This window comes from Citrobacter sp. MGH110 (assembly GCF_001037515.1).
Lineage (GTDB): Bacteria > Pseudomonadota > Gammaproteobacteria > Enterobacterales > Enterobacteriaceae > Citrobacter > Citrobacter portucalensis.
Window position 1 is genome coordinate 2,009,731 of record NZ_KQ089830.1, and the last position, 23,271, is coordinate 2,033,001.

General features: G+C 50.9%; 24 protein-coding genes and 1 tRNA gene. 12 read left to right on the top strand and 13 right to left on the bottom strand.

The genetic code is table 11. The features are described 5' to 3' along the window. The first annotated feature begins 51 nt into the window (after positions 1–51). The 4 genes from cydD to infA all read left to right on the top strand — a co-directional run bounded on the left by cydD (position 52) and on the right by infA (position 4,793). On the top strand, positions 52–1,818 hold the full coding sequence (cydD, locus tag SK38_RS09635) for a heme ABC transporter permease/ATP-binding protein CydD (protein ID WP_048235729.1): 1,767 nt from the start codon (positions 52–54) through the stop codon (positions 1,816–1,818). Further along, positions 1,819–3,540 carry a heme ABC transporter ATP-binding protein/permease CydC gene (gene cydC / locus SK38_RS09640; protein WP_048225901.1) on the top strand — a complete coding sequence of 574 codons (1,722 nt, stop codon included), beginning with the start codon at positions 1,819–1,821 and terminating at the stop codon, positions 3,538–3,540. It begins immediately after the preceding gene. A 44-nt stretch (positions 3,541–3,584) separates the two neighbouring features. Further along, entirely contained in the window at positions 3,585–4,289 is a 705-nt protein-coding gene (gene aat / locus SK38_RS09645; RefSeq protein WP_048235731.1) for a leucyl/phenylalanyl-tRNA--protein transferase, read from the top strand. A gap of 285 nt (positions 4,290–4,574) precedes the next feature. Continuing rightward, the gene (gene infA / locus SK38_RS09650) at positions 4,575–4,793 is read left to right on the top strand and encodes a translation initiation factor IF-1 (RefSeq protein WP_002211347.1); all 219 of its coding nucleotides are present in this window, start codon (positions 4,575–4,577) and stop codon (positions 4,791–4,793) included. A gap of 79 nt (positions 4,794–4,872) precedes the next feature. Here infA and SK38_RS09655 read toward each other — a convergent pair whose 3' ends face one another. After that, on the bottom strand, positions 4,873–5,784 hold the full coding sequence (locus SK38_RS09655) for a LysR family transcriptional regulator (protein WP_048235733.1): 912 nt from the start codon (positions 5,782–5,784) through the stop codon (positions 4,873–4,875). A 108-nt stretch (positions 5,785–5,892) separates the two neighbouring features. Between SK38_RS09655 and SK38_RS09660 the strand changes: the two genes are divergently transcribed. The 3 genes from SK38_RS09660 (at position 5,893) to SK38_RS09670 (ending at position 7,684) form a co-directional block, all read left to right on the top strand. After that, on the top strand, positions 5,893–6,753 hold the full coding sequence (locus SK38_RS09660) for a pirin family protein (protein WP_003831674.1): 861 nt from the start codon (positions 5,893–5,895) through the stop codon (positions 6,751–6,753). A gap of 16 nt (positions 6,754–6,769) precedes the next feature. Continuing rightward, positions 6,770–7,447: an isochorismatase family protein gene (locus SK38_RS09665; RefSeq protein WP_003831673.1), complete on the top strand. Its 678-nt coding sequence runs from the start codon at positions 6,770–6,772 to the stop codon at positions 7,445–7,447. A gap of 149 nt (positions 7,448–7,596) precedes the next feature. Then, positions 7,597–7,684: transfer RNA gene (locus SK38_RS09670), tRNA-Ser, on the top strand. 150 nt (positions 7,685–7,834) lie between these two features. Here SK38_RS09670 and rlmC read toward each other — a convergent pair. The 10 genes from rlmC to SK38_RS09720 all read right to left on the bottom strand — a co-directional run bounded on the left by rlmC (position 7,835) and on the right by SK38_RS09720 (position 16,700). After that, positions 7,835–8,962: a 23S rRNA (uracil(747)-C(5))-methyltransferase RlmC gene (gene rlmC / locus SK38_RS09675; RefSeq protein ID WP_048235735.1), complete on the bottom strand. Its 1,128-nt coding sequence runs from the start codon at positions 8,960–8,962 to the stop codon at positions 7,835–7,837. Positions 8,963–9,003: 41 nt separating this feature from the next. Next, a complete protein-coding gene (locus SK38_RS09680) occupies positions 9,004–9,492 on the bottom strand; it encodes a YbjO family protein (RefSeq protein WP_003035378.1) in 489 nt (162 codons plus the stop codon). A gap of 59 nt (positions 9,493–9,551) precedes the next feature. Next, the gene (gene potI / locus SK38_RS09685; RefSeq protein WP_003831669.1) at positions 9,552–10,397 is read right to left on the bottom strand and encodes a putrescine ABC transporter permease PotI; all 846 of its coding nucleotides are present in this window, start codon (positions 10,395–10,397) and stop codon (positions 9,552–9,554) included. Beyond that, on the bottom strand, positions 10,394–11,347 hold the full coding sequence (gene potH / locus SK38_RS09690; protein WP_048235737.1) for a putrescine ABC transporter permease PotH: 954 nt from the start codon (positions 11,345–11,347) through the stop codon (positions 10,394–10,396). Before potH ends, potI begins: the two co-directional genes overlap by 4 nt. Positions 11,348–11,356: 9 nt before the next feature. Then, a complete protein-coding gene (potG, locus tag SK38_RS09695) occupies positions 11,357–12,490 on the bottom strand; it encodes a putrescine ABC transporter ATP-binding subunit PotG (protein WP_003831665.1) in 1,134 nt (377 codons plus the stop codon). 138 nt (positions 12,491–12,628) lie between these two features. Then, on the bottom strand, positions 12,629–13,741 hold the full coding sequence (gene potF, locus SK38_RS09700; protein ID WP_003831664.1) for a spermidine/putrescine ABC transporter substrate-binding protein PotF: 1,113 nt from the start codon (positions 13,739–13,741) through the stop codon (positions 12,629–12,631). Between the two features lie 433 nt (positions 13,742–14,174). After that, positions 14,175–14,651 (bottom strand): type III secretion system chaperone family protein, encoded by a 477-nt coding sequence (locus tag SK38_RS09705; RefSeq protein WP_003831662.1) that lies wholly within the window; start codon positions 14,649–14,651, stop codon positions 14,175–14,177. 90 nt (positions 14,652–14,741) lie between these two features. Further along, positions 14,742–15,644, bottom strand: a complete 903-nt coding sequence (rimK, locus tag SK38_RS09710; RefSeq protein ID WP_003831660.1) for a 30S ribosomal protein S6--L-glutamate ligase — start codon at positions 15,642–15,644, stop codon at positions 14,742–14,744. Between the two features lie 59 nt (positions 15,645–15,703). Beyond that, on the bottom strand, positions 15,704–16,426 hold the full coding sequence (gene nfsA / locus SK38_RS09715; RefSeq protein ID WP_048235739.1) for a nitroreductase NfsA: 723 nt from the start codon (positions 16,424–16,426) through the stop codon (positions 15,704–15,706). After that, positions 16,410–16,700, bottom strand: coding sequence for a DUF1418 family protein (locus SK38_RS09720; RefSeq protein ID WP_003831656.1), 291 nt, complete (start codon positions 16,698–16,700; stop codon positions 16,410–16,412). Before SK38_RS09720 ends, nfsA begins: the two co-directional genes overlap by 17 nt. Positions 16,701–16,872: 172 nt before the next feature. On the opposite strand from SK38_RS09720, the gene SK38_RS09725 reads away from it, so the two are divergent. Beyond that, the gene (locus SK38_RS09725; protein ID WP_003035358.1) at positions 16,873–17,136 is read left to right on the top strand and encodes a GrxA family glutaredoxin; all 264 of its coding nucleotides are present in this window, start codon (positions 16,873–16,875) and stop codon (positions 17,134–17,136) included. A gap of 34 nt (positions 17,137–17,170) precedes the next feature. Here SK38_RS09725 and SK38_RS09730 read toward each other — a convergent pair whose 3' ends face one another. Continuing rightward, a complete protein-coding gene (locus SK38_RS09730; protein WP_003035356.1) occupies positions 17,171–17,551 on the bottom strand; it encodes an inner membrane protein YbjM in 381 nt (126 codons plus the stop codon). 269 nt (positions 17,552–17,820) lie between these two features. Here SK38_RS09730 and SK38_RS09735 point away from each other — a divergent pair, with 269 nt between their 5' ends. The 4 genes from SK38_RS09735 (at position 17,821) to SK38_RS09750 (ending at position 22,657) form a co-directional block, all read left to right on the top strand. Beyond that, the gene (locus tag SK38_RS09735) at positions 17,821–19,506 is read left to right on the top strand and encodes an aspartate:alanine antiporter (RefSeq protein ID WP_003831652.1); all 1,686 of its coding nucleotides are present in this window, start codon (positions 17,821–17,823) and stop codon (positions 19,504–19,506) included. An 874-nt stretch (positions 19,507–20,380) separates the two neighbouring features. Further along, positions 20,381–21,058 carry a hypothetical protein gene (locus SK38_RS09740; RefSeq protein ID WP_048235740.1) on the top strand — a complete coding sequence of 226 codons (678 nt, stop codon included), beginning with the start codon at positions 20,381–20,383 and terminating at the stop codon, positions 21,056–21,058. After that, positions 21,055–21,438 (top strand): hypothetical protein, encoded by a 384-nt coding sequence (locus SK38_RS09745; protein ID WP_048235742.1) that lies wholly within the window; start codon positions 21,055–21,057, stop codon positions 21,436–21,438. Before SK38_RS09740 ends, SK38_RS09745 begins: the two co-directional genes overlap by 4 nt. Positions 21,439–21,859: 421 nt before the next feature. Further along, complete coding sequence (locus SK38_RS09750; RefSeq protein ID WP_003831650.1) at positions 21,860–22,657, top strand: SDR family NAD(P)-dependent oxidoreductase; 798 nt, start codon at positions 21,860–21,862, stop codon at positions 22,655–22,657. On the opposite strand, the gene SK38_RS09755 is transcribed toward SK38_RS09750, so the two are convergent. Further along, positions 22,644–23,204: a TetR/AcrR family transcriptional regulator gene (locus tag SK38_RS09755; RefSeq protein WP_048235744.1), complete on the bottom strand. Its 561-nt coding sequence runs from the start codon at positions 23,202–23,204 to the stop codon at positions 22,644–22,646. The genes SK38_RS09750 and SK38_RS09755 overlap by 14 nt on opposite strands. Positions 23,205–23,271 lie beyond the last annotated feature (67 nt).

The following is a 23,271-nucleotide window of genomic DNA, read 5'->3' on the forward strand; positions in this document are numbered from 1 at the left end:
TGTAACATTGTCCTGCCCAAAAATTCCAATAACTCACCTGCTAAGCGTGCAATGAATAAAACCCGTCAAAAAGAGCTGACCCGCTGGTTAAAACAGCAAAGTGTAATTTCCCAACGATGGCTGAACATTTCACGCCTGTTGGGGTTCGTGAGCGGCCTGTTAATTGTCGCTCAGGCCTGGCTCATGGCCCGAATTCTCGACCATATGATCATGGACAATATCCCCAGAGAGGCGCTTCTGCTCCCTTTCATTGTGCTGGTATTGATTTTCATCCTGCGGGCATGGGTCGTCTGGTTACGCGAACGCGTCGGGTTTCATGCTGGCCAACATATCCGCTTTGAGATTCGCCGCCAGGTGCTTGACCGTCTGCAACAAGCAGGTCCCGCCTGGATACAAGGCAAACCAGCCGGGAGCTGGGCTACGCTAATCCTGGAACAGATTGATGACATGCATGATTACTATGCACGTTATCTGCCGCAAATGGCGCTGGCTGTATGCGTCCCTTTATTGATCGTGGCGGCGGTATTCCCGTCAAACTGGGTAGCCGCCCTTATTCTGCTTGGAACTGCCCCGTTGATCCCGTTATTTATGGCGATGGTTGGTATGGGTGCAGCCGATGCTAACCGCCGCAACTTTCAGGCTCTTGCTCGCCTCAGTGGCCATTTCCTCGATCGCCTGCGGGGCATGGAAACGCTAAGAATCTTTGGCCGCGGTGAAGCTGAAACAGAAAGCATCCGCGCAGCGTCACAGGATTTCCGCCAGCGCACCATGGAAGTCCTGCGCCTGGCGTTTCTGTCATCCGGTGTCCTTGAGTTCTTTACCTCCCTGTCCATCGCACTGGTCGCGGTTTACTTCGGTTTTTCCTACCTCGGTGAACTCGATTTTGGCCACTACGGGACTGGCGTCACATTGGCAGCTGGCTTCCTGGCGCTCATTCTGGCGCCGGAATTTTTCCAACCCCTGCGCGATCTGGGCACGTTTTATCACGCCAAAGCACAAGCCGTTGGTGCAGCAGACAGTCTGAAAACCTTCATGGAAACCCCGCTTGCACATCCTGAGCGTGGTGATATTGAGCTGACAACAAAAGACGCAGTTTCAATTGAAGCAGAAGATCTGGTCATCACCTCGCCGGAAGGTAAAGTGCTTGCAGGTCCGCTCAACTTTACCCTGCCAGCGAGCCAACGCGCGGTGCTGGTTGGCCGCAGCGGCTCCGGCAAAAGTTCGTTGCTCAATGTCCTGTCCGGTTTTCTCTCTTATCAGGGATCGCTGCGGATTAACGGCTTTGAGCTGCGCGACCTGTCGCCTGATTGCTGGCGCAAACAGCTGTCCTGGGTTGGACAAAACCCGCAGCTCCCTGCCGCCACGTTACGCGATAACGTGCTGCTCGCTCGCCCCGATGCCAGCGAAGAACAGCTGCAAGCCGCACTCGACAGCGCCTGGGTCAGTGAGTTTTTACCACTTCTGCCACAGGGTGTGGATACACCAGTAGGCGATCAGGCTGCTCGACTTTCTGTCGGACAAGCGCAGCGCGTTGCCGTGGCTCGCGCCTTACTCAATCCATGTCAGTTGTTGCTGCTTGACGAGCCCGCCGCCAGCCTTGATGCACACAGCGAACAACGCGTGATGCAGGCGTTGAAAGCAGCGTCACGCCGCCAGACCACGCTGATGGTGACACACCAACTTGAAGATCTTGCCGACTGGGACGTTATCTGGGTGATGCAGGACGGACAGATCGTTGAACAAGGCGCTTATGCCGAACTTAGCGCAGCCAACGGGGCGTTTGCGACATTACTGGCTCATCGTCAGGAGGACATTTAAATGCGCGCTTTGCTACCTTATCTGACGCTGTATAAACGTCACAAATGGATGTTAACCCTGGGGATCGTTCTGGCGATCGTCACACTGCTGGCAAGTATTGGTTTGCTGACGCTTTCCGGCTGGTTCCTGTCGGCTTCTGCTGTGGTGGGTGTCACCGGGATTTACAGTTTTAACTATATGCTCCCTGCTGCCGGGGTACGCGGTGCGGCAATCACCCGAACCGCGGGCCGCTATTTCGAGCGATTGGTCAGCCACGACGCGACGTTCCGCGTGCTGCAACATTTGCGTATTTATACCTTCAGCAAACTGCTGCCGCTCTCCCCTGCTGGCCTGTCCCGTTATGGACAAGGTGAATTGCTTAACCGCGTGGTGGCGGATGTCGACACGCTCGATCATCTCTATTTGCGCGTGCTCTCCCCACTTGTGGGCGCTTTTGTCGTCATCATGGTGGTCACGCTGGGGCTAAGCGTTCTCGATTTCACGCTGGCTATCACTCTCGGCGGTATTATGCTGCTGACCTTATTTATCCTGCCCCCACTCTTTTATCAGGCAGGTAAAAGCACCGGGCAAAGTTTGACGCATTTACGTGGGCAGTATCGTCAGCAGTTAACATCCTGGCTGCAGGGCCAGGCTGAACTGACCATCTTTGGCGCCAGTGAACGTTACCGCGCCCAAATGGAAGCCACCGAGTTGCAGTGGCATGAAGCCCAACGACGTCAGTCTGAATTAACGGCGCTATCACAGGCGGTCATGCTGTTAGTCGGCGCACTGGCAGTGGTTGTGATGTTATGGATGGCCTCCGGCGGCGTGGGTGGCAATACCCAGCCTGGCGCGCTGATCGCGCTGTTTGTCTTCTGTGCGCTGGCCGCGTTTGAAGCTTTGGCACCCGTCACCGGGGCATTTCAGCATCTCGGACAGGTTATTGCCTCTGCGCTGCGCATCACCGAACTGACCGAACAGCAGCCAGAAGTCACCTTCCCGGATGCCGGTTCTCCAGTTTCTGAGCAGGTCACTCTCACGCTACGCGATGTTTCATTCAGCTATCCGGGGCAAACACAAAAAGCGCTCGACACCCTTTCGCTGCAGGCTCAGCCCGGTGAACACATTGCGATTCTCGGTCGCACTGGCTGCGGTAAGTCAACGTTACTACAATTGCTGACCCGCGCATGGGATCCGCAGCATGGCGAAATTCTGATTAATGAGCAGCCGATTTCAGCCCTCAGTGAAGCCGCGCTGCGCCAGAGCATCAGCGTCGTGCCACAGCGCGTGCACCTGTTCAGCGCGACGCTTCGCGATAATCTGCTGCTGGCAGCACCGCACGCCAGTGATGACACATTATCCGCAATGCTGTGCCGCGTCGGTCTGGACAAACTGCTAGAGGGTGATGGACTCAATGCCTGGTTAGGCGAAGGCGGTCGTCAGCTTTCTGGCGGCGAACTCCGTCGTCTGGCTATCGCTCGCGCCTTATTGCACGATGCCCCACTGATGCTGCTGGATGAACCGACCGAAGGGCTTGATGCCACAACAGAAAGCCAAATGCTTGAATTAATTGGCGATGTCATGCGCGATAAAACCGTGCTGATGGTGACACATCGTCTGCGCGGCTTGTCACGTTTTGATCAAATAATAGTGATGGACAACGGACACATTATTGAGCAAGGTAATCACGCAGATTTGCTAGCCCGGCAGGGGCGTTATTACCAGTTTAAGCAACGTCTGTAAGCTATTATTGAACGATCAAACTCGCGTAGTGGAGTTTCGCTGTCATGCGCCTGGTGCAATTGTCCCGCCATTCTATAGCCTTCCCTTCACCGGAAGGCGCTTTACGCGAGCCTAACGGTTTGTTGGCGCTTGGCGGCGATCTCAGTCCAGCTCGACTGTTAATGGCCTACCAGCGCGGAATTTTCCCGTGGTTTTCACCTGGCGACCCCATCCTTTGGTGGTCGCCCGATCCACGCGCCATTCTTTGGCCCGAGAAATTTCATCTCAGCCGCAGCATGAAACGCTTTCATAAAAATTCGCCTTATCGCGTGACGCTCAATTACGCGTTCGGTCAGGTGATTGAAGGCTGCGCCAACGACCGGGAAGAAGGTACCTGGATAACGCATGATGTAGTGGACGCCTACCATCGCCTGCACGAGCTGGGCCATGCGCACTCCATTGAAGTATGGCGACAAAATGAATTAGTGGGCGGTATGTATGGCGTGGCGCAAGGTACGCTATTTTGTGGCGAATCAATGTTCAGCCGTCAGGAAAATGCGTCCAAAACCGCACTGCTTGTTTTTTGCGCTGAATTTATCCGTCAGGGCGGAAAATTAATCGACTGCCAGGTATTAAATAGCCACACAGCTTCGCTGGGCGCCGTCGAAACCCCACGTCGGGAGTACCTTGAACACCTGAGCAGACTGCGCCAGCAGCGGCTACCGAGCCATTTCTGGGTTCCCAGGACGTTATTTTCGCCTCAAAGGTGAATGTTTTCGGCACATTTTTTGTCGGGGTGTTATAATTGTCGCGCAGAGTTGGTTTAGCCCATTACCCCGCCGCCGTTAAGGAACAGTTCGCGTCAGGCAACGCCTATCGTTTATCTCCTCGTTCCCTTACACGTTGCGCTTTAAGTGCGGCTTTGCCGTGTGTGGTTAGAGTAATGCGCCAAACCCGATTTGCTGTGTTTTAAACGCACAAATCTTTACTTATTAAAAGAACTTCGGCATTATCTTGCCGGTTCAAATTACGGTAGTGATACCCCAGAGGATTAGATGGCCAAAGAAGACAATATTGAAATGCAGGGTACCGTTCTCGATACGTTACCTAATACCATGTTCCGCGTAGAGTTAGAAAACGGTCACGTGGTTACTGCACACATCTCCGGTAAAATGCGTAAAAACTATATCCGCATCCTGACGGGCGACAAAGTGACTGTTGAGCTGACCCCGTACGACCTGAGCAAAGGCCGCATTGTCTTCCGTAGTCGCTGATTGTTTTTAACGCCCGAATGGCGTCCAGATAATAAAAGGTCGGTTTAACCGGCCTTTTTTGTGGGCCAAGGTCAGGTATTTAATCCTCAATCATCCGCGCATATTCTTCCGTTAAGAAATCCACTAATGTGCGTACTGACGGCAATAATCCCCTGCGTGGTGGAAAGACTGCGTGAATTATTTCTCGCTTCGGTTCCCAGCCGTCGAGCAATGCCACCAGTTCACCCGCGGCTACTTGATCTTTTACCATCAGCTGTGGAAGTTGAACTACCCCCACACCGGCAACTGCGGCTTCACGTAACGCCAGCATATCGGTGGTGATCATACGCGGCGTGAAATGCACCTCCGCACGTGCGCCCTGCGGCCCGAATAACTCCCAACGATGCACATGTTTACCCGTCGCCAGACTCAGGCCAGGCCAACGCGTCAGCTCCGCCGGAGAATGTAGCGTTCCCATTTGCTCGATTAACTGCGGGCTGGCATACAAACGATGTCCCCTGTCCGCCAGCACACGCATCACCAGGTCGCTATCCTCAAATGGTCGGGGCCTGACGCGAATCGCCACGTCCAGGCCCTCTCCAACCACGTCCACGCGGCGGTTAGTGGCCTCCAGTTGCACTGATACGTCGGGATAACGCGCCATAAAACGGGCAAGCATTGGCCCGATATGCACATGCAGCAGCGTGACCGGACACGTCAACTTCACCACGCCACGCGGTTCAACCTGTAACGCGGCAATCGCATCCTGCGCTGCCTGCGCTTCCACCAGCATCGCCTTACAGTGTTCGTAAAAGGTTTGTCCAACTTCAGTCACGTTAAACTGGCGGGTGGTTCGCTGAATCAGTCGAACTCCCAGCGTCTCTTCCAGTTGCGCTATCCGTCGGCTTAGTTTTGATTTCGGTTCATCAAGCGCCCGACCCGCCGCCGCGAATCCCCCTTCCTCTACAACATGCACAAACCATGCAAAATCATTGAGATCCGGCTTTGTCATCTAATTGTCCTATTTATGAGACAGTGAGGACTATTTTAGCTACTACTCAGCTCGCTGTCATGAATATAAGCTTATTCACATCAAGATAACGCCACAGAGGAGACACATATGAAACAAGTAACAGGCGTCTACACCGCACCTCGCCCGCACTGGGTTGGCGATGGATTTCCGGTTCGCTCGATGTTTTCTTACCAGTCTCATGCTGAACAGCTAAGTCCGTTCCTGCTGCTGGATTACGCCGGTCCACATACGTTTACGCCGGGTAACGAAAAACGCGGCGTAGGCGAACACCCTCACCGTGGTTTTGAGACGGTGACCATCGTTTACAGCGGCGAAGTTGAACACCGTGATTCAACCGGTCGCGGCGGCATTATCGGCCCCGGCGACGTGCAGTGGATGACCGCAGGAGCAGGAATATTACACGAAGAGTTCCATTCACCTGAATTTACCCGTCAGGGTGGCGAACTGGAAATGGTACAGCTGTGGGTCAATCTGCCAGCAAAAGACAAAATGGCCGTTCCGGGTTACCAGGGCATCAGCAGCGATGTGATCCCCACTGTCGCCCTGCCTGATGAAGCAGGGAGCGTTCGTGTGATTGCGGGCAGCTATCAGGATACAAAAGGCCCGGCACATACCTTCTCGCCGCTGAACGTCTGGGATATGCGTTTGCAACGTAATCATCAGCTCACGTTGTCCCAGCCGGAAGGATGGAGCACTGCCCTGGTGGTATTGAAAGGGAATATCACCGTAAACGGCACTACGTCTGCCAGCGAAGCGCAACTGGTGGTGCTGAGCCAGCAGGGGAAAACGCTGCATATTGAAGCCTCCAGCGACGCCAGCGTGCTGCTGCTTTCTGGAGAACCGTTGAACGAGCCGATTGTAGGTTACGGTCCGTTTGTAATGAACACGAAACAAGAAATCGCTGAAGCCGTACGCGATTTTAACTCCGGCCGCTTTGGCCAAATCTGAATCGAAGGAGAAGAATATGTCCAGTCCTGCAAACTTTAATGGTTCACGTCCGGTCATCGATGTGAATGATTCCGTCATGCTGCTTATCGATCATCAGAGCGGGTTGTTCCAGACCGTCGGGGACATGCCAATGCCAGAACTGCGTGCGCGTGCCGCCGCGCTGGCTAAAATGGCGACTCTGGCGAAGATGCCGGTGATTACCACGGCATCCGTACCGCAGGGACCTAACGGCCCGCTGATCCCTGAGATCCACGCCAATGCGCCGCATGCCCAATACGTGGCGCGTAAAGGCGAAATCAACGCCTGGGATAACGAAGACTTCGTGAAAGCGGTCAAAGCAACTGGTCGTAAAACGCTGATTATCGCCGGTACAATTACCAGCGTGTGCATGGCTTTCCCGGCTATCAGCGCGGTTGCGGAAGGCTATAAGGTTTTCGCTGTGATCGACGCTTCCGGTACTTACAGCAAAATGGCGCAGGAAATCACCCTGGCTCGTGTTGTTCAGGCTGGCGTCGTGCCGATGGATACCGCCGCAGTCGCTTCTGAAATTCAGGGCACTTGGAACCGTGAAGACGCCGCCGAATGGGCGGAAGTGTATACCAAAGTCTTCCCGGCTTATCAGTTGCTGATCGAAAGCTACAGCAAAGCTCAGGAAGTCGTGACCAGCGGCGAAAAACTGGACTCTCAGCGCTAATCCTTTCCTCCGCGCCTGCCTGGGCGGAGGAATATGTATATTGCGTAACCAAACGAGAGTTAACACGTAAATTCTGCTTGACCGTTTTAGCGCAACTCCCTATAGTAGCGCCCCGTTGCCCCCCAAGCGGTCAGGCAGCAATACAATATGGTGAGGTGTCCGAGTGGCTGAAGGAGCACGCCTGGAAAGTGTGTATACGGCAACGTATCCGGGGTTCGAATCCCCGCCTCACCGCCATATTTTAAGAAGAGCTCGTACGAAAGTACGGGCTTTTTTTTCGCATGTTGCATTTGCCGGATGCGGCGCAAGCGCCTTATCCGGCCTACATTGCTACAGCCCTGAATATCTCCGTAGGCCTGATAAGCGAAGCGCCATCAGGCATGGCAGTTATTGTCGGCTGAGCAGCATTAACACTTCATAGTGCGCGGTGTGTGGGAACATATCGAAAAGTTGGACGCGTTCAATGCGATACCCGGGCAACTCACGAATATCCTTCGCCATGGTTTGCGCATTACAGCTGGAATAAATGATAAAACGCGGTGCCATGCGGGAGAGAAAATCGCACAGCGGCTTTCCAATCCCGCGACGCGGCGGGTTCACCAGCACCAGGTCAGGTACTTCGCCCTGAGCGGTAGCAAACTGGGTTGAATCCAGCGCCTGAAAATGCAGATTCTGCAATCCAAGCTCCTGCGCTGACTGCTTCGCGCAGGTAATCGCTTCTGGCGCGATTTCAATCCCCGTCAGTTTCATCTGCGGTGTGGCGCAGTGCAGACCAAAGCCCCCGACGCCGCAAAACAGATCCCACATATGATTAACCGGAAGCTGACGCACCCAGTCGCGCGCCGTGGCATATAACTGCCCCGCTACCACCGGGTTGGTCTGGAAAAAGCTCTGCGGGCGGATCCACAACGGCACATCGTTAAAGCGTTCCGCCAGTGCCTGTTGTTCAGTCAGGAAGATTTCGGTCTCCCCTTCCATAATCGCCATATGCACCGGCTGAATATTGGCAGTAATCACTTTTAACTGTGGGAGTTGTGCCTGCAACCAGGGTAGCGCCGCGCGCAGTTGTGCCAGTTTTGCGTCAGAACGCAGGACAAAACGCAGCATCATACCGCCGTCGTACCGGCTTTCCGTTAACAGCAGATATTTCAGTTCCCCGCGTTTGCGCGCCACGTTATAGGGTGTCAGCCCCGCCCGAGCGATAAACGGCTTAAGCGCGGCAAATACGGGCGCAAAAGACTCAGGATAGAGCGGACAGTCGCACAAATCCTCAGGCGTACCGTCACGATGCAGCATTCCCAGCAGCGGTTTTTCCACGCTGCCGCTGACCACCATTTTAGCTTTATTACGAAACGCGCTTTCCGGACCACTGATCGGCGCGCACCATTCTCCGACCGGATGCTCGGCAAGCAGATTCTGCAGATCGGCTGTTTTAGCGAAGAGTTGATCGGCGACAGGCTGAGTTATCCACTGACAGGAGCGGCAGCGCTCGGCGTCATATAGTGCGCACTGCATACAAAAACCTATAAATTAACAGGGGGCCAATATTATACACGTTATTGCAAACGGAAGAACCGCCTGCTGGACGCAGGAACAAACAGTAACAGCAATACCAGCATATCCGGCAGTTTTTGCATTACCAGCGTATGCAGGATTTCGCGTCTGGACTCCCCCGCAATACTGAATAGTTCTGGGTATCCGTAGCCCAGCGAAGCAGCCCACAGATAGACGCTGGCGATAATCTGGGTCAACAGATAGATCCAGCGTGCCCAGTTCCGTCCTTTTACCAGCGAAAATGCGCAGTAAATTTCGATAAATAGCAGCACCAGACTGCCCAGAAACACCAGCGTCAAATTCCAGGTCTGCACGCTGCGATGAATAAACTCACTGGTTCCACGAAACCCAAGCGTATTAAAAATCATCAACAGATCGAGACAGCGGATCATGATAATAGCCAGCGCCGCCACCTGCACCAAAGCAGGGACGTTTAAGCGAGCATGTGATGTGGATGATTTCTTAAAAAATCCCAACGCGTCGTCTTCCATGAAAACGGCGCAACCACCACAGCTGCGCCGTATAGACAGGTTGGCAGATTTTAGTTTTTTCAGCCGCGTCTTGCACGTTGGATATCGCGGATCCGTTGTTTTTCTGTTCGCGCCATCAGATACCACGCGATAAATCCGATAATTCCTACCACACCAAGGATCAGCGTCGCCAGCGCGTTGATCTCCGGGTTCACCCCCATACGTACGCTGGAGAACACCAGCATCGGTAACGTTGTGGCGCCAGGACCAGAGACAAAGCTGGCAATAACCAGATCATCGAGCGACAGCGTGAAGGCTAATAACCAACCGGAAATCACCGCCGGCATAATCATCGGCAGGGTGATGACGAAAAAGACCTTCAGCGGCGTGGCGCCGAGATCCATCGCAGCTTCCTCAATGGAGTGATCCAGTTCGCGCAAACGTGAAGAAATCACCACCGCCACATATGCCGTACAGAAAGTGACATGCGCCAGCCAGATGGTCAGCATGCCGCGATCCGCTGGCCAGCCGATGGCGTGAGCCAACGCAACAAACAGCAGCAGCAGCGACAAACCGGTAATAACATCCGGCATGACCAGCGGCGCGGTGATCATAAAGGCGAAACCATTCGAACCACGAAAACGACCAAAGCGCACCATTACCACGGCGGCGATGGTGCCAAGGATTGCCGCCATCGTCGCAGCACCCGCAGCAATCGTTAAACTCATGCCGACGGCGCTTATCATCGCGCTATCGTGGAAAAGCTCACCATACCAACGGGTTGACCAACCCGCCCATACCGTCACCAGCTTCGAGCTGTTAAACGAATAGATAACCAGCATTAGCATCGGCGCATACAGGAAGGTAAAACCCAGCACCAGGATAAAAATACGCCACGGCGAGCGAACGACCGGTAAGTTATTCATCCGTGTTCCCCCACGCTTTTTTGCTGATATTTATGGAACCACATGATTGGCACAATCAGTAACAGCAGCATAATAATGGCGACAGCAGAAGCCACCGGCCAGTCGCGGTTATTGAAAAACTCCTGCCAAAGCACACGGCCAATCATGATGCTATCCGGGCCGCCCAACAGTTCCGGGATCACAAACTCGCCAACAGCCGGAATAAATACCAGCATTGACCCGGCGATAATACCGCCCTTGGTCAACGGCACAATCACGCTAAAGAAGGTCTTCAGCGGCCGGGCACCTAAATCCAGCGCCGCTTCCACCAGCGAGTAATCGATACGGGTCAGCGCGGTATAAATCGGCAGCACCATAAAGGGCAAATAGGCGTAAACAATACCGATGTAGACCGCCAGATTGGTGTGCAAAATCGTCAACGGTTGGTCGATGACGCCCAGCCACATCAGGAAGTTGTTCAGCACGCCGTTGTTTTTCAGGATCCCCATCCAGGCGTATACGCGAATTAAAAACGAGGTCCAGGACGGCAGGATCACCAGCAACAGCAGAATATTACGCGTTGAGGGTTTACTGTGCGCGACGGCCCATGCCAGCGGGTATCCCAGCAGCAGGCAACAGATTGTCGAAATTCCCGCCACCTGTAACGATTGCAGGTAGGCATCGAAATAGAGCGGATCGTCCGTTAACTGCAGGAAGTTGGCTAAGTTGAGCGTGATGGATAGCTGATCATCAGCCCATGAAACGAGGTCCGTATAGGGAGGTATAGCGCGCGCCATTTCAGCCAAACTGATTTTGAAGACGATCAGAAAAGGCAGCAGAAACAGGAGCAGCAGCCACACATACGGCAGCGCGATCACCAGATTGCGCCCGTGCTTCATTTGCAGCCGCGACATAAACAGCGTGAATCGCCCTGCTTTATCCACGCGTGCCGGAGGTTCAAGTGTACTCATCTTCGCTCCTTAAACCGTCAACACCACACAGCTGTCCGCATCCCAACATAAACGGACTTCGTCACCCCAGGTTGGTAATCCCTTGCGATAACGATGCTCATTTTGTAGCTGGGCGCTCAACATCTGGCCGCTTTTCAAACGTACGTGGTACACCGACAAATCACCCAGATAGGCAATGTGCACCACTTCGCCTACCGCGAAGTTATAACCCTCTGGCGGAGGGGCTTCGCAGAGCATGATTTTTTCCGGACGCAGCGCAACATACACCGGGACGTTATCGACAACAGAAGCATCGGCGTCCACTTTTAGCGGATGTACCAGACCTGGAGACTCAATCACCAGACCATCTTCCTGGCGTTCTTTTAGCAGTCCCTCAAAAACGTTTACCGAACCGATAAACTCTGCGCTATAACGCGTAGTCGGATGCTCATAGATCTCTTCCGGCTCGCCAATCTGGACAAATTTGCCACGGTTCATGATCGCAATACGGCCCGCCATCGTCATGGCTTCTTCCTGATCGTGTGTCACCATCACGCAGGTCACGCCGACGCGTTCAAGGATATCCACCACTTCCAGTTGCATGCGGTCTCGGAGTTTTTTATCCAGCGCCCCCATTGGCTCATCCAGCAGCAGCAGTTTTGGACGTTTTGCCAGGCTGCGCGCCAATGCCACGCGCTGACGCTGGCCGCCAGAAAGCTGATGTGGCTTGCGTTTGGCGAACTCCTGCATATGCACGAGTCCCAGCATCTCATTCACCCGACTGGCGATTTCAGCCTTCGGCAGTTTGTCCTGCTTGAGGCCAAAGGCAATGTTCTGCTCCACCGTCATGTGCGGAAACAGGGCATAGGACTGAAACATCATATTAATCGGACGCAGATAAGGCGGGACATGCGCTAAATCGACGCCATCAAGCATGATTTGCCCGGTAGTCGGCAGTTCAAATCCCGCTAACATGCGCAGCAGAGTCGATTTGCCACAGCCGGACGCGCCGAGCAGAGCAAATATTTCACCTTTGTAGATAGTAAGATTGACGTCATCAACGGCGTGCTGACCGTCAAATGACTTGGTCAGATTGCGAATTTCAAGCAGCGGGGTCAGCGCCTTGCGGATTTTCGCTTGTGGGCGTGGGGTTGCATCATTCACTCAGGTGCTCTCCGGCATAAAACAAAGAAACGGTGCAAATAACGCACCATAACGGTGCGTATTGCCGGGTTATATGTGTCCGGGCTCAACACTGCCCGGCAGGCAAAAATCCTACCGGGTCATGTCCCAAACATCGGTTTATTTCCCGCTTTTTACCTTCGTCCATGCGCGGGTACGTACACGATCGATCTTCGGATCCTGTACTTTCAGTGTGAACAGCTTGGCGCGAACATCCGCAGGCGGGTAGATACCCGGGTTGTCACGAACCTCAGGGCTGACCAGTGCTGTCGCTTCTTTGTTGGCATTGGCATAGAACACGTGGTCGGAAATATGCGCAATCACATCAGGGCGCAGCAGGTAATTGAGGAACTGATAGGCTTCATCTTTGTTTTTCGCATCGGCAGGCATCGCGAATACGTCAAAGAACGCCATTGCACCTTCTTTAGGAATTGAGAAGGAGATATTGACGCCATTTTTCGCTTCTTTCGCACGGTTTGCCGCCTGCCATACGTCCCCTGCCCAGCCAATCGCGACGCAGGTATCACCGTTTGCCAGGTCGTTAATATATTGCGAGGAGTGGAAGTAGCGAATATTTGGACGCAGCTTCAACAGCAGATCGGTTGCTGGCCCGGTGTAATCATCCGCTTTGGTACTGTTTGGGTCTTTACCCAAATAGTTCAGCACCGTGGCAAATACCTCTTCTGGCGCATCGAGGAAAGAGACGCCGCAGCTTTTGAGTTTTTCCAGATTTTCCGGTTTGAGGATCAAATCCCAGCTGTTAACCGGCGCATCCGGCCCAAGCACCGCTTTGACTTTATCCACGTTATAGCCAATACCGGTCGTAGCCCACATGTACGGCATCGCGAACTTGTTGTCCGGATCGTGTTTACCCACCAGCTTCAGCAGTTCAGGATCAAGATTTTTCCAGCCCGGCAATTTGCTCTTATCCAGCGGCTGGAATACGCCCGCAGTCAGTTGACGCTCAAGGAAGCTGGCAGAAGGAACGACAAGGTCAAAGCCGGTACTGCCAGCCATGAGCTTACCTTCCAGTACTTCATTAGAATCAAATACATCATAGATAACTTTAATTCCGGTCTCTTTTTCAAAATTAGCCACCGTATCCGGGGCAATATAATCAGACCAGTTATAAATATGCAGCGTTTTTTGTTCAGCAGCGAGCGTGCCGGCAGAGATGGCCATCAGAGCACCCGCAACCAGGCCTGATAACCATTTTTTATTTAAGGCGGTCATAATCTCTTTCCTTCTGAAAGTTCGTTAACAAACGAACAAAAATGTCACACTCTAATGATATGCAAGAAACGTGCATATTCTTTCATGCAGCACCGATGAAAAGAGAGACCTCTCCTCATGCCGCTGTTGCTCGCTGGCATCCGCCTATGCATTCAAGACACATTGTGGCCACAGGTCAAGTCACAAGGGGCTGTTTAAATGATGACGTTGGTAAGCTTCGCAAGAATAACTTTAGCCAGGAATTGTGGATATAGCCCAGATTAAAAAACGTCTTTTATCAATTTTTTATGCAGAAATTGTCTATGACATAAAGCGGAAGGCGCTGAATCGAGGTGAATAATTCTTTAATGAAAGGTTAAATGCAGAATAAAAACAGGCAATACGCAACCGCTCTGGCAGCGGCTGCGCAATATATGTCCAGATTCAGGAAGAATTAATGGAGGAAATGAATTTCAGCGGTGCTGTTTTGCGCATCTTCTTCAGCATTAAATAACAGCTGATGCGCTCCGGCTTCGAGGATCACCATCGATATTTGCTCTTCGCTCTGGCGAACAAAACATTCAAACTGCTCAAACGTTACGCCCGGCGTAACGGATAAAGACTGGCAAACCACCAGCTTTGGCAGATTATCATCCTGCATATCCAGAAAAGCTTTCACCGTCAGTGAACTGGCATTGATCGCAGACAGATCGGCTGCCAGTGGCAGCAGTGCAGAAGGTCTGACTTCCGCCATCGCAGAAAACAGAATGACGTTATCGACCAAATCAACTTTTGCATCAAAGATGCCGTCAAAATTCTGCATGTGTGGCAAGTGCAGCGCCTGACAGGTATCGCATTCAAAAAAACTCATGCCCAGGTCGTCGAGCCATTGACGCAACGTATCCAGAGTGGGAACGACCAGTGATGTCATAATAATGTGCGACCTCTATTGATGAAAAAAATACCGGCACAGCTTACGCAAAAAGAGCGTGTCATACCACGATCGCAATCGATATTGCGCTTAGCCGCCGATTTTAAGACAAAATTCAGGAGTAGCATGACGCTCGATCCACTGGATCATTTTCGCGGCAATGTCTATCCCGGTAGTTTTCTCTACGCCTTCCAGCCCCGGAGACGCGTTGACCTCCATGACCAGTGGCCCTCGATCAGCGCGCAGAATATCAACGCCTGCAACGTCCAGGCCCATAGTCCGGGCGGCTTTGAGCGCAATTTCTCTTTCGCGCGGCGTGATACTCGCAATAGTCGCCACACCACCGCGATGGAGATTAGAACGAAAATCGCCCTCTTTAGCCCGTCGTTCAATGGCGGCCACTACTTCATCGCCCACCACGAAACAGCGAATATCGCGCCCCTTCGCTTCTTTGATATATTCCTGAACCAGGATATGGGCATTCACCCCACGAAACGCATCTACCACGCTTTCTGCAGCCTGCCGCGTTTCCGCCAGCACCACGCCAATACCCTGGGTGCCTTCAACCAGTTTCACCACCAACGGCGCACCGCCAACCATGTCAATCATGTCGCTGGTATCGTCCGGAGAGTGAGCAATTCCGGTGATGGGTAAATCAATTCCCTGACGCGCCAGCAGCTGTAGAGAACGCAGCTTATCGCGCGCTCGCGTAATCGCTACCGATTCATTCAACGGATAGCTACCCAGCATCTCAAACTGGCGCAGCGCCGCCGTCCCATAAAAGGTAATCGCGGAACCAATCCGCGGGATCACCGCATCGAAATGAGGAAGCTGACGGCCCTTGTAATGAATAGAGGATGCCGCTGGGCTGATGTTCATATAGCAAGAAAGGGGATCGATAACTTCAACCAGGTGACCGCGCTGCATCGCCGCTTCACGCAGGCGTTTACAAGAATAGAGCGTTCCGTCCCGGGACAAAATGGCAATTTTCACCCTGCACCTCTCTGAATGACCTGGTAAAAGCTGGCGTATCATACACTGGGTTAAAATCTTTAGCGCGTGGCCCATCCCTGTTTATGCAAATATTCCAGGATAAAGGGGCGACTTTCTTTAATGATGGTACGGCGAATATGATCGCTCCAGGTGTCGCGGCGGGTATTGCTGCCTCGGGTCAGATAGTACTGCGCGAGCTGCTCATCATATTGCGCCAACACATCGCTGTTGAGTGGCTGATATTGATTTTCGTGCACCACAAGCGACGCGGGCAGTCGCGGCTTGATATCCGGGTTATCCGCAGGCCAGCCGAGGCACAAACCAAAGAGCGGAAGAACATGTTGCGGAAGCTTCAGCAGTTCGGTGACCGGCTCAATATTGTTACGCAGGCCACCAATAAACACGCCGCCAAGTCCCAGCGACTCTGCCGCCGTCAACGCATTTTGCGCCATCATTGCGGTATCAACCACGCCCAGCAGCAGCTGTTCCGCCAGCCCAAGTTGCGCGTCAGGGCAAATCTGCAAATGACGATTAAAATCAGCGCAAAACACCCAGAACTCAGCGGCCTGTGCCACATGCTTTTGGCCGCCAGATAAGGTAGCCAGCGATTCGCGCAGAGATTTATCCGTTATGCGAATGATCGTCGTGCACTGTAGAAAACTGGAGCTTGACGTTCCCTGAGCGGCGGCAATAATCGCCTCACGCTGTGCATCCGAAATGGCATCATCAGTAAAATGGCGAATGGAACGGTGGCTGCGGAGTAAATCAATGGTTGGAGTCATCTCTTTTGTCTCTGTCTGAATCAGTTGAATCACCGGGTGTGCGAGACATCAGTTGCGGTGCCAGCAGTTGAGCAACACGCCACATCAACGCCACCGCAGCAGGGAGCATCAGCAGTACGCCCAGAAATATCATCACCACGCAGGCTAACGGGCTGTTAAGCGGTGCGGGCAAGGTGAGGTAATCGTTAAGCGATAGCAGTGCCAGCGATAACAAAACCATCCCAATTATTTCCAGCATCAATACGCTTTTGGGTAATACACCAATTGTGCGCATACGCGGCCTCCCGGCGAAATGGCTTCCATTATAAAACGTTCCGGCTTGCCGTGTTTAACAGATATAGCTTGAGGATATCAAAGCAACAGGCTGAACCTGCTTTCCATCCGTCACAAATCGCGGCATCATAACCAGTATTGCCATCCGGCCTGATAAGTTCGAGGAGAAAGAGATGTTTGCCGTTATTTTTGGTCGCCCAGGGTGCCCGTATTGCGTGCGCGCAAAAGAATTAGCAGAAAAATTAAGCAGTGAGCATGACGATTTTAACTTCCGCTACATTGATATCCATGCTGAAGGAATTACCAAAGCAGATCTGGAAAAGACGGTAGGTAAGCCAGTTGAAACCGTTCCGCAGATTTTTGTCGATCAAAAACACATCGGCGGCTGCACGGATTTTGAAGCTTGGGCAAAAGAGAACATGAATCTGTTCGCCTGATAGCGGTTTCTACGCCCTCACCTTGAGGGCGTCATCAGTTCTTTTTCCGCCGTTGATGCTGATTGAATAAGCTACTGATAAATAAAAAACATAATGCGCCAAGCGCGCACCAAAACACCGCACTAAACAACCACGCCAGCTCTTGCCACAATGAACGCGTCGGCATAAAAACGAACCGCATCAGTAACAGGCAGCACGGCGCCGCCAACATTGCACCAAGCAGGGGTTTGAGCACTTCCCGACGATGGGAAAAAAAGCTTGCTGCAGCACCAGGTAAGATAAAAAACAACAATCCGACCTCAGGATGCCCTGCCGCTCTGAATGCCCCTTTCACGTTCAGCGTTAATGAAAGACACACCACAATAAAGAGCACAAAGCAGCAGACCGCACTCGCCCAACTTTGCTTATGTTTCAATCGTTCCTCCTGACACATTCTCTATCGAACACTCTTTTCGCCCGCAGGCGTCCAGTCAGATAAAGTAACTCGGCATTCCATGCCAAAAACACACCCACACGATTCTTATAGCCGTTGATACGTAATGAGATTAAACTAACCGCATATATTGTTATGCTGCATTATTCGGGGCTGTGTACGATGCTATCGCCCCTTAATTTCTGGCAAAAACATTAGCGTAAATTGCCATTTCTTTCAATAGCTTACTAGTAAACAAGAAGTTAGTCTCCGTGAATATAAACGTCGCAGATTTGTTAAATGGGAATTACATCCTGTTATTATTTGTGGTCCTGGCTCTGGGCCTGTGTCTGGGCAAATTACGTCTGGGTTCAGTCCAACTCGGTAATTCCATTGGCGTTTTAGTGGTCTCCCTATTATTAGGTCAGCAGCACTTTAGTATTAACACCGATGCATTAAATCTCGGCTTTATGCTGTTTATTTTTTGCGTCGGCGTCGAAGCCGGTCCCAACTTTTTTTCGATTTTTTTTCGCGATGGGAAAAATTATCTAATGCTTGCCCTGGTGATGGTCGGTAGCGCAATGCTGATCGCGCTGGGGCTGGGTAAGCTATTTGGCTGGGATATCGGCCTGACGGCGGGCATGCTGGCTGGCTCGATGACCTCAACGCCGGTGCTGGTCGGCGCGGGTGATACCTTGCGCCATTCAGGAATGACAGGGACACAACTTTCAAGCGCTCTCGATAACCTGAGCCTGGGTTACGCCCTCACCTATTTGATTGGTCTGGTCAGCCTGATTGTTGGAGCGCGCTATTTGCCGAAACTGCAGCATCAGGACCTGCAAACCAGCGCCCAACAAATCGCGCGTGAACGAGGTCTGGATACCGACGCTAATCGTAAAGTGTACCTCCCGGTGATCCGCGCCTATCGCGTTGGCCCTGAGCTGGTGGCATGGGCCGATGGTAAAAATCTGCGCGAACTGGGTATTTATCGCCAGACCGGTTGTTACATTGAACGCATCCGTCGCAACGGCATTCTGGCCAACCCGGATGGCGACGCGGTATTGCAAATGGGCGATGAGATAGCCCTGGTGGGTTATCCGGACGCCCATGCTCGCCTCGATCCCAGCTTCCGTAACGGTAAAGAGGTGTTCGATCGCGATCTGCTCGATATGCGCATCGTCACTGAAGAAATTGTGGTAAAAAACCACAATGCCGTTGGTCGTCGCCTGGCCCAGTTGAAACTGACCGACCACGGTTGTTTCCTGAACCGCGTGATCCGCAGCCAGATTGAAATGCCTATCGATGACAACGTCGTGCTCAATAAAGGCGACGTGTTGCAGGTCAGCGGTGATGCTCGTCGCGTGAAAACCATTGCCGATCGTATCGGCTTCATTTCAATTCACAGTCAGGTGACCGATCTGCTTGCCTTCTGCGCCTTCTTTATCATCGGTCTGATGATCGGGATGATCACATTCCAGTTCAGTAATTTCAGCTTCGGCATCGGGAATGCGGCTGGACTGCTGTTCGCTGGGATCATGCTGGGCTTCCTGCGAGCCAACCACCCCACATTTGGCTATATCCCACAGGGTGCGCTGAATATGGTGAAAGAGTTTGGCCTGATGGTATTCATGGCAGGCGTCGGTTTAAGCGCAGGCAGTGGCATTGGTAATGGCCTGGGTGCCGTCGGTGGTCAAATGTTGATTGCCGGCCTGGTGGTCAGCCTGGTTCCAGTTGTCATCTGTTTCTTGTTTGGTGCTTACGTATTACGCATGAACCGCGCCCTGCTGTTTGGTGCCATGATGGGCGCACGTACCTGTGCTCCGGCAATGGAAATCATCAGCGACACCGCACGCAGCAACATCCCTGCGTTAGGTTATGCAGGGACCTACGCGATTGCCAACGTTCTGCTGACATTAGCGGGGACACTCATCGTCATCGTATGGCCTGGTCTTGGTTAGCACTGAAATTTTCCCTTAATTGAAAAATTTTTTGCAGGTAAGCAGAACTTTTCTTCAAGGCGTCAGTCATAACTATTGCCACTGCTTTTCTTTGATGTCCCCAATTTGTGGAGCCCATCAACCCCGCCGTTTTGGTTCAAGGTTGATGGGTTTTTTGTTGCCTGTTATATTTGTCACATAAAATCACTATGTTAGTTCCCGTTTGCAGTGCAATTGATGACAAAATGGCATAGCAAATACCCATACCATTCTTAATGGATATGTATTGAGTGGAAATCCACAACCAGTCCAAGTATTCTTCAATTGTTATTTATATTTCTGAAGCTATAAGGCAAGGGTTCTTAGATGAGGGCAGGTTTAGATATCAAGCCTATCCAATACTTTTCGACAAGCCCTAGACGATCTGAACTTCTAAGAACGGTAGTAGAGCGTAGTTCAACCTCTGCGCCTAAAGTATTGAGAGTATTGAGGATGTTTAAGACGACCCCCAGAATTAGAATTGAAATCTCAACTGATAAGAAAGCATTTGATCTACATGGTGCTTCCAGTGAGGATGCTTTGAAATTAGTTACGTCCGCTGATGCTATCCGAATGAAAGCAACTGCGTCTGAAAAAATTTCTGGAAAATGCGTCCACCGCCTAAGTCCTTAGATTAAAAAGAGTTATTCGTAATTTCATCTTTTAGACCATTTTTTATACGGAAGATGAAGTCAGAGGGGAAAAGAAAATATGACAGTCTCGCATTTATACTAACGAAGGAGTTATAAAATTATCTTACCAGATAGTCTGGTAAAATTTATCGTTAAATTAATAAGTCATTTTATTTTACTTAAAGTTCGTCGTGAACAACGCTACACACAGGAAAAACTGAGCCATGAAAGCCAAAATGATAACCATTTCTACTCAAATTGCTTTATTTTTCGAAAGCACAATTGCAAGACCTGATACTTTCTACAATTCAATCAATACAGGCCTCGGCGAAATTATTGATTCGATGCCGCAGACGCTTCCTTTACCGAAGGAAGCTCCTCCTGAAATCCCTCGCGTAATTGGCAATTCTTCTTTTGGTCAATATAGTTTGAATGTATCACTTAATCGTGTTGATTTATTAAGAAACTACGCTTCAAATGAAGACTTTGATCTTGGAACTAACGAATTCAAAAGAATATGCAATAGCTTTATCGTAAATTGCATGCAAAAACAAAAAATAACTCGAATCGGTATAGTTGGCAATTTTTTCATTCATTGCAACAATCCCAATAAAATTATCTCTGAACTTTATCTAAATGATAAAAATAAGGATAATGATGAGATTTCATTAAGATTAAATAAAAAAACAACAATAAAAGATGTGACCATAAATAATGTGTTAAATATTAACCAAGGGAATGTTAGTGCAAGTAACTATGCTGGTGAAGCGGTTTTAGTTCAGCTTGACTATAATACTGAACCTAAAGAAACCCCTCTAGACGAGGCATTACTATTTAGCATTTTCTCTGAAAAATCAGAAGCATACTCCCATCAACATGCTATGGAGAAATGCGGGCTATGAAATTTTTCAAAGCAGGTGACAATCCTGAAGACTTCGTTAAGGTTACGCTTACATCCTCAACTTCAAGTAGCAATTTTGGAACACCTTCCTCCAAAAGTGACACTAACGTACAAACGGCACTTTTAGTTCGTGCAGATATAGAGGAAATGATAAAAAATCACAGACCAAAAACTGAAAAAGAAATTCGTGCGGAAGGCGATAATCTAATTAGATTTATTTCAATGATTTTTATTTTCCTTGTTATCCTTACCATTTTTGTTATTATAATTTATTTTGGTGTTAGTGATCGTAAATTACCAGATTTCGCTAATAATTTAATGGCATTAATGACAACATTAGTTGGTGGTATTGGTGGGTTTATTTATGGCACAAAAAAATAATTGTTTAAATTAATATTTAATTTCATCTACAAACAACCATTTAAAGTGATTAGTTAATTTTAACAAACAGGAGAGCATTTATCACATTGAATCATTAAGTAATGAGTGGAAATATTTCAACTATAATTCACAAAATGATCCAATCATATGCTTAAGTGGCTCATTAAATAATTACAAATTCGGCTCCTCTATTGAGCCGAATTTCTCTTTAATTTATAAAAATACTGTTTGGGCATATATTACCATTCTCAATGGTGTATTCTATGTATTGTTTCCCCAACCAGTAAAACTCCAAGTGTACGATTCTTATGACCCCATGCTTGCCTTTCACAGATTTCCATATGGCGTACTAAATCCCAATCGTCAAATTCATAATGAGCCTATACTTTTAAACAGTGCTTAAAAGTGACGGGAGTTTACTATATTGCTTACTGGCAAAGTCGCAGTAATTTTTGGTGGTAGCGGGGCTATTGGTAGTGCGGTTGCGCAGGCCATGGCGCGCGAAGGAGCCCATGTGTGTCTGGGTGCTCGCAGCCAGGAAAAACTTGATCGGACGGCCAGTGTTATCCGAACGACAGGTGGTACAGTCGAAACCTTTATCACCGATGTACTCGACGAGCACAACGCATCGAAGGAAGTTACCCGCCTTGCGCAGCAAACTGGTGGAATAGATGTGGTGGTTAACGCAACGGGATTTATGCACGAACAGGGCAAACACCTTGACGCATTATCCCTCTCTGAGTTTATGAGCGGCATCACCCCTTTTCTCTCGGCGCAGTTCAATATCGCTAAAGCCGTAACGCCGCACATGGGCGGCAATCGTGCGGGCGTCATTCTCAGCGTTGTTGCCCCCGCAGCTCCGATGGCGATGCCTGGTCATCTGGGTCATATTGTTGGTTGTGCAGGAACAGAGGCTTTTATTAAAGCGCTCGCCAGCGAGGTAGGACCGGCAAATATCCGGGTCGTCGGCGTGCGCTCGCATGCGATTGTGGATGCTGTTGCAGCTGGCTCCTATACCGGAGAAATTTTCTCCGCTAAAGCACAGTCAATGGGTTTAACCGTCGATCAATGGTTAGGGGGTGCGGCGCAAAGTACCATGCTCGCGCGCCTGCCTACGCTTGCACAAATCGCTGAGGTCATGACCTTTCTCTCTTCAGATCATGCCAGCGCCATGACCGCGACGGTGGTGAATATTACCGGAGGCGCTACGCACAGCTGACTGTCGCGGGTATCCCTGCAATACGCTCCACCATCAGCAAGATATCTTCTCGCTGCAGCGGTTTTTTGTCCGTTACAAAATGCAGCGTCATTCCTTCAATAAACGCATCCAGCGCCCGCGCAGTAACCGGATCAAACCACTGCTCCAGCGTTTGTTGGCTGCGTAGCATCCAGTTCTGCATCACCGTTTTCAACGCTGGTTTACGGCTGGCGAAAGCATACAGCTGATACATGAGCTCCATATTATCAGGCGTTGTGACCTGAGAGCCGTAAATCATATCGGTAATGGCATGGCAAGCCTGCGACGCATCCTTAACGTCGGCAAAAAAGTCCTGATACTGCAACAGCATCCTGTCAGTAAAACGGCCAAATGCCTCCATCAAAAGCTCATCAATTCCCGAAAAGTAATAGGTCATAGAACCCAGTGGCACCTCGGCAATCATAGCGATTTTACGATGTGTAACCCCATGAATGCCATGGTCTATTACTGCATCCAGAGTCGCCTGAACTATTTTTTCCCGCCGCTGCGGATCGTTTGCACGTCGCACTACATTTCCTCTTCTTGCATTTGTGTACAAATGTACACAGTCTTGCTAATGTTGTCTCCTTCCTTCT